General features: G+C 73.4%; 4 protein-coding genes. 3 read left to right on the top strand and 1 reads right to left on the bottom strand.

What is annotated here, in order from left to right; all coding sequences use genetic code 11:
- Positions 1-488: 488 nt before the first annotated feature.
- Together KBY19_RS16320 and ptsP are read left to right on the top strand one after the other, a co-directional pair.
- Entirely contained in the window at positions 489-938 is a 450-nt protein-coding gene (locus tag KBY19_RS16320; protein ID WP_099878389.1) for a PTS glucose transporter subunit IIA, read from the top strand.
- Positions 939-1,065: 127 nt separating this feature from the next.
- Entirely contained in the window at positions 1,066-2,736 is a 1,671-nt protein-coding gene (ptsP, locus tag KBY19_RS16315; protein ID WP_099878391.1) for a phosphoenolpyruvate--protein phosphotransferase, read from the top strand.
- An 88-nt stretch (positions 2,737-2,824) separates the two neighbouring features.
- Here the strand turns inward: ptsP and KBY19_RS16310 are convergent, their stop codons facing one another.
- A complete protein-coding gene (locus KBY19_RS16310; protein ID WP_185016241.1) occupies positions 2,825-4,864 on the bottom strand; it encodes an acetoacetate--CoA ligase in 2,040 nt (679 codons plus the stop codon).
- Between the two features lie 201 nt (positions 4,865-5,065).
- On the opposite strand from KBY19_RS16310, the gene KBY19_RS16305 reads away from it, so the two are divergent.
- Positions 5,066-7,504, top strand: a complete 2,439-nt coding sequence (locus tag KBY19_RS16305; protein ID WP_210966009.1) for a glycoside hydrolase family 31 protein — start codon at positions 5,066-5,068, stop codon at positions 7,502-7,504.
- Positions 7,505-7,509: the final 5 nt, after the last annotated feature.

Genomic DNA, 7,509 nt, shown 5'->3' with positions numbered 1-7,509 from the left:
TCGACACTCGTCGACAGGCCGGGGTATCAACATATCTGGCGTTGACTTTTGGCACGCTGTTGAGTTCTCAAGGAACGGACGCTTCCTTCGAAACCATCTCACCGGTTTCTCCGGACGTTTGCCCTTTGCTCCTTCCCAAGCCTACCACCGTGATTTCGGTGGTCCGAAACCGTTCCGCGGCGAAGCGCGACGGATCGCAAACCGAAATCGGTAGGTCTTGGGAGGTGCTGCCGACACCCTCGGTGCCCGGCAGGCATACGACGGTACAGCGGCCCGCGCAGCAGAGGCAAATCGGTTCTGCGCAGCGGCAGCCGGCCGCCCGCACTCGGACCGTCGCAACACTGCGCCGACGAGGTGCGACGCCGGGTAGCGGTGCGGTCGCGCCTCTTGCGGAATCAGCTGTTCCTATGACTTACGCTTCTGCACGGTGCGCCGTCCTGGACAGGTAGCGACGGCGGCTGATCGAGACTCCGCCCCTGGGAGGTCCCATGACCACCGTGTCGTCCCCGCTGACCGGACGCGCCATCGGCTTGGCCGCCGTACCGGATCCGGTGTTCTCCGGTGCGATGGTGGGCCCCGGTACAGCCGTCGACCCCGTGCGGGAGCGCACGGAGGCCGTGGCTCCCGTCGACGGAATCGTCGTCTCGCTGCACCCGCACGCGTTCGTGGTGGTGGACTCCGAGGGGCACGGGGTGCTCACGCATCTGGGGATCGACACCGTGCAGCTGAACGGGGAGGGATTCGAGCTGCTGGCCGCCAAGGGGGACACCGTCACCCGTGGGCAGCCCGTGGTGCGCTGGGACCCGGCGGCCGTGGAGGAGAAGGGGAAGTCCCCCATCTCTCCGGTCATCGCCCTGGAGGCCACCGCTGAAGCGCTCGGTGACGTGCTGGAGGACGGTGACGTCGAGCGCGGACAGGCGCTCTTCGGCTGGAGCTGACGTACGGGCCCGGCCCCTTTCCCTTGTCATCCTCCACGCGTCACCGGGAGTCCCCTCCTGCGCGTGCGCGGGCCGGGCAGAAACGACTGCGGTGGTCTGAGGCCGCCGCCGAGCGGAGACGGGTGAGATGGACACAACGCTTCGAGGCGTGGGCGTGAGCCACGGGGTGGCGATCGGCGAGGCGCGGCACATGGGCACGGCCGTGCTGGAGCCCCCGGCCAAGCAGATCGCCGCCGATGAGGCGCCGCGTGAGCAGCAGCGGGCGCGGCAGGCCGTGGAGGCCGTCGCCGCCGACCTGGTCGCCCGGGGAAATCTCGCCGGCGGCGAGGCGCAGGCCGTCCTGGAGGCACAGGCCATGATGGCCCAGGACCCCGAGCTGATGGCCGACGTGGAGCGGCGGATCACCGTGGGCAGTACTGCTGAACGCGCGGTCTACGACGCGTTCGCCGCCTATCGTGCGCTGCTGGCCCAGGCGGGCGACTACCTGGCGGGCCGGGTGGCGGACCTGGACGATGTGCGGAACCGTATCGTCGCCCGGCTGCTGGGCGTCCCGATGCCGGGCGTGCCGGACAGCGACCGGCCGTACGTCCTGATCGCGCGGGATCTGGCGCCGGCTGACACGGCCCTGCTCGACCCGGCGCTGGTGCTGGGGTTCGTGACCGAGGAGGGCGGGCCGACCAGCCACAGCGCGATCCTCGCGCGGGCGCTGGGTGTGCCTGCCGTGGTGGCGCTGCCGGGCGCGGGTGAGCTGGCCGAGGGCACGGTCGTCGCGGTGGACGGCAGCACCGGCGAGGTCATGGTGAACCCGACGGACGCGGAGCGGGAGGAGCTGACGCGGGCCGCCGAGGAACGGAAGGCGGCCGTGGAGGCGGCCAACGGCCCGGGGGCGACTTCGGACGGGCACAAGGTGCCGCTACTGGCCAATGTGGGCGGTCCCGGTGATGTGCCGGCTGCTGTGGAGGCCGGCGCGGAGGGCGTGGGGCTGTTCCGTACGGAGTTCCTGTTCCTGGACGACAGCGAGCGGGCGCCGTCGGAGGAGAAGCAGGTCGAGGCGTACCGGCAGGTTCTGGAGGCGTTCCCCGAGGGGCGGGTCGTGGTGCGCGTGCTGGACGCGGGCGCCGACAAGCCGCTGAGCTTCCTGACCCCCGCCGACGAGCCGAACCCCGCGCTGGGTGTGCGTGGGCTGCGGACGCTGCTGGACCATCCCGAGGTGCTGCAGGGGCAGCTGCGGGCGCTGGCGAAGGCCGCCGAGGGGCTGCCGGTCTACCTCGAGGTCATGGCGCCGATGGTGGCGGACAGGACGGACGCGCGGGCGTTCGCCGACGCCTGCCGGGAGGCGGGGCTGAGCGCCAAGTTCGGCGCGATGGTGGAGATCCCGTCGGCTGCGCTGCGGGCGCGTTCGGTGCTGCAGGAGGTGGAGTTCCTGTCGTTGGGCACCAACGATCTGGCGCAGTACACCTTCGCCGCAGACCGGCAGGTCGGGGCCGTCTCCCGGCTGCAGGACCCCTGGCAGCCGGCGCTGCTGGACCTGGTGGCGATCTCGGCGGAGGCCGCGCAGGCGGAGGGCAAGAGCTGCGGCGTCTGCGGCGAGGCGGCCTCCGACCCGCTGCTGGCGTGTGTGCTGGCGGGGCTGGGTGTGACGAGCCTGTCGATGGGTGCCTCGGCGATCCCGTTCGTCAGGGCGCAGCTCGCGAAGCACACGCTGGCCCAGTGCGAGCGTGCGGCAGCTGCCGCACGGGCGGCCGACAGCGGTCCGGACGCGCGTGCCGCGGCGCAGGCGGTGCTGTCCGGGGAGTGATCCGGCCGGTCCACTGAAGCGGTGAGGGCCGCTCCGCTGCTGCGGGGCGGCCCTCATGGCGTGCCGGGGGTCAGGGCGTACGGGGGTGTCAGGAGCTGCGTTCGCGGGCGATCTTCGCGTAGAAGCGGAGGAGTTCGGCGTCGTCGACGGAGCCGGGGTTGACGGCCTTCTCCATGGCGGTGCCCTGGAGGAGCCGTTTGACGGGTACTTCCAGGCGCTTGCCGGTGAGGGTGTGCGGCACGGCGGGGATCTCGATGATCTCGTCGGGCACGTGGCGGGGCGAGAGGCTGTGCCGGATGGTCTGCTTGACGCGGTCGCGCAGTGCGTCGTCGAGGACGGCGCCTTCAGCGAGGTGGACGAAGAGCGGCATCCAGTAGCCGCCGTCGGGTTGTTCGACGCCGATGACGAGGGATTCGCGGATCTCGGGAAGGCGCTCGACCGCCTCGTAGATGTCGGCGGAGCCCATCCGGACGCCTTGGCGGTTGAGGGTGGAGTCGGAGCGGCCGTGGATGACGACGGTGTTGCGGCTGGTGAGGGTGATCCAGTCGCCGTGCCGCCAGACGCCGGGATACATGTCGAAGTAGCTGTCGTGGTAGCGGGAGCCGTCGGGGTCGTTCCAGAAGTGGACGGGCATGGAGGGCATGGGCTGGGTGACGACCAGTTCGCCGACCTCGTCCACCAGTGGCCGGCCGTGCGGGTCCCAGGCGGCGAGGTCGGTGGCCAGGGACGGGGCTTGGAGTTCGCCCGTGTGGACGGGGAGTGTGGGCACGGCGCCGGCGAAGCAGCTGCACACGTCGGTGCCGCCGCTGACGGAGGCGATCCACATGTCGGGCGAGACCTCGTCGTGGATCCAGCGGAATCCGTCGGGCGGCAGCGGGGAGCCGGTGGTGGCGACGCACTTCACCCGGCTGAGGTCGAAGTCGCGGCCCGGGTGGACGTCGGCCTTGCGGCAGGCCATGACGTAGGCGGCGGAGGTGCCGTAGATCGTCGTACCGGTGCGTTCGACGACGCGCCACTGCGCTGCCGTGTCGGGGTAGCCGGGGCTGCCGTCGTAGGTCACGACCGTGGCGCCGGTCAGCAGGCCGGAGACCAGCAGGTTCCACATCATCCAGCCGGTGGAGGTGAACCAGAAGAAGCGGTCGCCGGGGCCCATGTCGTTGTGCAGGGTGAGCTGTTTGAGGTGTTCGACCAGGATGCCGCCCTGGGACTGGACGATGGCCTTGGGCAGTCCTGTGGTGCCGGAGGAGTACAGGACCCACAGCGGGTGGTCGAAGGGCACCTGTTCGTAGTGGGGTTCGGCGTCCAGCGTGGTCAGGTCCGCCCACTCCAGCGCACCTTCGGGTGCGGGGGTGTTCAGCAGTGGTACATGGACGACGGCGCGGAGGGTGGGCAGGGAGGCGCGGAGTTCGGCGACGGTCTCGCGGCGGTCGTGCTCCTTGCCCCCGTAGCGGTAGCCGTCGACGGTGAACAGGACGACGGGCTCGACCTGCTGGAAGCGGTCCAGGACACTGCGGGCCCCGAAGTCGGGTGCGCAGGAGGTCCATACGCCGCCGACGGCCGCGGTCGCCAGCAGTGCGACGGCGGCCTGCGGGATGTTGGGCAGATAGCCGCTGACGCGGTCGCCGGGGCGGACGCCGAGGCGGCGCAGCTCCTGGGCGAGGGAGGCGACCTGGGCGCGCAGTTCCCTCCAGCTGACGGGGGTGGGCTCGTGCGTCTCGTCGACGTGCAGGAGGGCGGGTCCGGCGGCGCGTGCCGGGTCGTCGGCCGGGCGCAGTGCGTGCTCGGCGTAGTTGAGGGTGGCGCCGGGGAACCAGCGGGCGCCGGGCATCCGCGCGTCGGCGAGAACGGTCTCGTACGGGGTGCTGAAGCGGATGCCGGCCCATTCGGCGAAGGCGCCCCAGAAAGTCGACAGCTGCTCGGTGGACCAGCGGTGCAGCGCGGCGTACGAGGCGACGGGGTCGGCCGGGTCGGGGGCCGGGGCTCCGTGGTGGCGGGCCGCCCAGTCCTGGAAGCGGGTGATGCGGGCCGCGGGGAAGTCGCCGGGGTCGGGCCGCCACAGCGCCTCGGGGTGCGAGGACTGGGAAGGTTGCGAGGTGTGGGCGGTCCTGTCGCTGTGCGCTGCGGTCATGGCGGCTCCCTGGCGTCCTGTACGCGTCGTCGCGTCCCTTCGCGCGGGACGATGCCATGTGATCATTCGTTGTGCCAGGGCAGGAGTCACACATCACGGCTGTGAGGAGTGTGCGCGGCCCCCAACCGATGGGGTGACCGCCGGGTGAACGGCCGTTGAACAGCCCTGACGTGGACGGTCGCCGGTGGCAGGCTGAGCAGCATGGACGGGCGGGGCCTGGTGCGGTCGGTGACGGTTGTCGGTTTGGGGCAGGGGATGCGGGCGCGGGCGCTGCGTGCGGCGTGGCGCAGACGGCGGGCGGACGCGGTCGGGCTGCCCCGGCAGCGCGCGGAGCGGGCCCGTACGCCGGGTGAGGCGGCGGGTGCGGAGCCGGGGCCCGGGGGTGGGAGGGTACGGTTCGCGCGCTCGGTGCTGGAAGTGCGGGTGACGGTGGGCGGCGCGGTGTTCCTGGGGTGGGACGGTGCCCTGCCGGAGCCGTCGTACGCGCTGGCGGGCGCGGGGCCCGAGGCCGATCCGCGGGCCCGGCTGGAGCCGGACAAGGACGGCGGCTGGCGGGTGGTCTCGGAGCGGATGTTGCTGGCGGTCTCCCGGCGCGGGGCCGTCGAGATGCGGACCCCGGGCGGCGCGCTGCTGCGCAGGGACCAGCCGCCCCGCTGGTGGGAGGGCGCGACCGCGGTTGCGGCCGAGGGCCCCGCGGGTGGTGCGGAGGGGCCGGAGGCCGGGGCCGGGCCGCGGTGGATGCAGCGATCGGAACTCCCGCCGGACGCTCGGTTCTTCGGGCTGGGCGGCAGGGCCGTGGGGCCCCGGCTGCGGGCAGGCGCCTATCGGCTGTGGAACACCGCGGCGGGTCCGGTCGGTCCGGGTGCCGATCCGCTGTCGGTCACCATGCCGGTGCTGGTGAGCGTGGCGGACGCCGGCACGCTGCTCGTCTTCCACGACAACTCCTGGGACGGTTCGGTGACCGTTCGCGACGGCGCGGAGGGGCGGGGCTCGGGCCACGACCGGCCCGCGCGGTGCGAGGTGCGGTTGAGCGGCGGTCCGATGCGGTACTGGGTGGTGGCGGGCGCGCCCTCCCGGGTGCTGCACGGCTGGGCCGCGCTGACCGGCGCTCCTGCCGTGCCGCCACGCTGGGCGCTGGGCCACCAGCATCTGCGCCGGGGGGCCGACGGGGAGTCGGAGGTGCGGCGGGTGGTGGACGGCCACCGTGAGCACGGCCTGCCGTTGAGCGCACTGCATCTGGAATCCGCTTGTCTGCCGGATCCCGGCCGTACGGGGGACGCGGCCGGTTTCCCGGCGCTGCCGCCACTGGTGGGCCGGATGCGGGAGGCCGGGGTGCGGTTGGTGTCGGGGGTGGAGCCGGGGGTGCGGGCGGAGCCGGGCCGCCCGGTGTACGACAGCGGCAGTGCGGCCGACCTGTTCGTACGGGACACGCGGGAGCGCACGGTGCTGGGCGGTGGGACCCGCGGTGACGTGGTCTTTCCCGACTTCACCGATCGGCGGGCACGCAAGTGGTGGGGCGCGCTGTACGCGGAACCGCTGGAGCAGGGCTTCGCCGGGGTGTGGCACACCGGGGACGAGCCGCTGTCACTGTGCGCGTTCGGCGACCGCACGCTGCCGCGCTCGGCGCGGCATGCGCTGGAGGGCCGGGGCGGGGACCACCGCGAGGGGCACAACGTCTACGCGCTGACGATGGCCGAGGCCGGCTACGCGGGGCTGCGGGAGCTGCGGCCCGGTGAGCGTCCGTTCGTGCTCTCCCGCGCGGGGTGGGCGGGGATGCAGCGGTACGGCGGCAGCGGCGGCGCCGAGCTGGAGACCGGCTGGGCGGGGCTGCGGGCCACGCTGTCGCTGGTGCTGGGCCTGGGGCTGTGCGGGGTGCCGTACGCGGGGCCGGATGTGGGCGGTCGCAGCGGGCGCCCCTCTGCCGAGCTGTATCTGCGGTGGCTCCAGTTGGCGGCGTACCTGCCGCTGTTCCGCACGCACACCCGCGCGCACGCGCCCGGGCCCGGCGCGCCGTGGGAGTTCGGCGAGGAGGTGCTGGAGCATGCCCGCGCCGCCCTGGCGGAGCGGGAGCGGCTGCTGCCGTATCTGATGACGCTGGCTCAGCTGGCGCACCGGACGGGTGCCCCCTATGTGCGGCCGGTGTGGTGGCAGCATCCGCGGGACCGGGCGCTGCGGGACTGCGAGGACGCGTTCCTGCTGGGTGACGCGCTGCTTGTCGCGCCGGTGCTGGAGCCCGGGGTGCGGTCGCGTCCGGTGCGGCTGCCGGCGGGCCGCTGGTACGACACTCGTACCGGACACGGCCACCAGGGTCCGGCGACGGTGCGGGTGGCGGCGCCGCTGGGGCGGTTGCCGGTGCTGGCGCGTGCGGGCTCCGCGGTACCGGTTCGGGGCGCCGACAGGCAGCCGGAGCTGGAGGTGTGGCCGCCGGCGCCGGGGCGTACCGGGGGCGGGCTGCTGATCCCCGACCCGGGTGAGGGGTGGGAGCGGCCGGCCGCGGAGCGGTTCCCGGTCCGCGGGGCCGACGACGGTTCCGTGGTGGTGGAGCGGGACGGTGGTGGCGCGGTGGGGTACCGGGTGCGGGTGCGGCAGCCCGTCGACCCGCCGGCCCGCCGGGACCGGACCGCTGGTCCTGGCCGCTGAGCCGG

The sequence above is a fragment of the Streptomyces sp. B15 genome (assembly GCF_018070605.1).
Lineage (GTDB): Bacteria > Actinomycetota > Actinomycetes > Streptomycetales > Streptomycetaceae > Streptomyces > Streptomyces smyrnaeus.
Note: the sequence above shows the minus strand (reverse complement) of the source record. Positions and strands in the feature narration are given on the sequence as shown.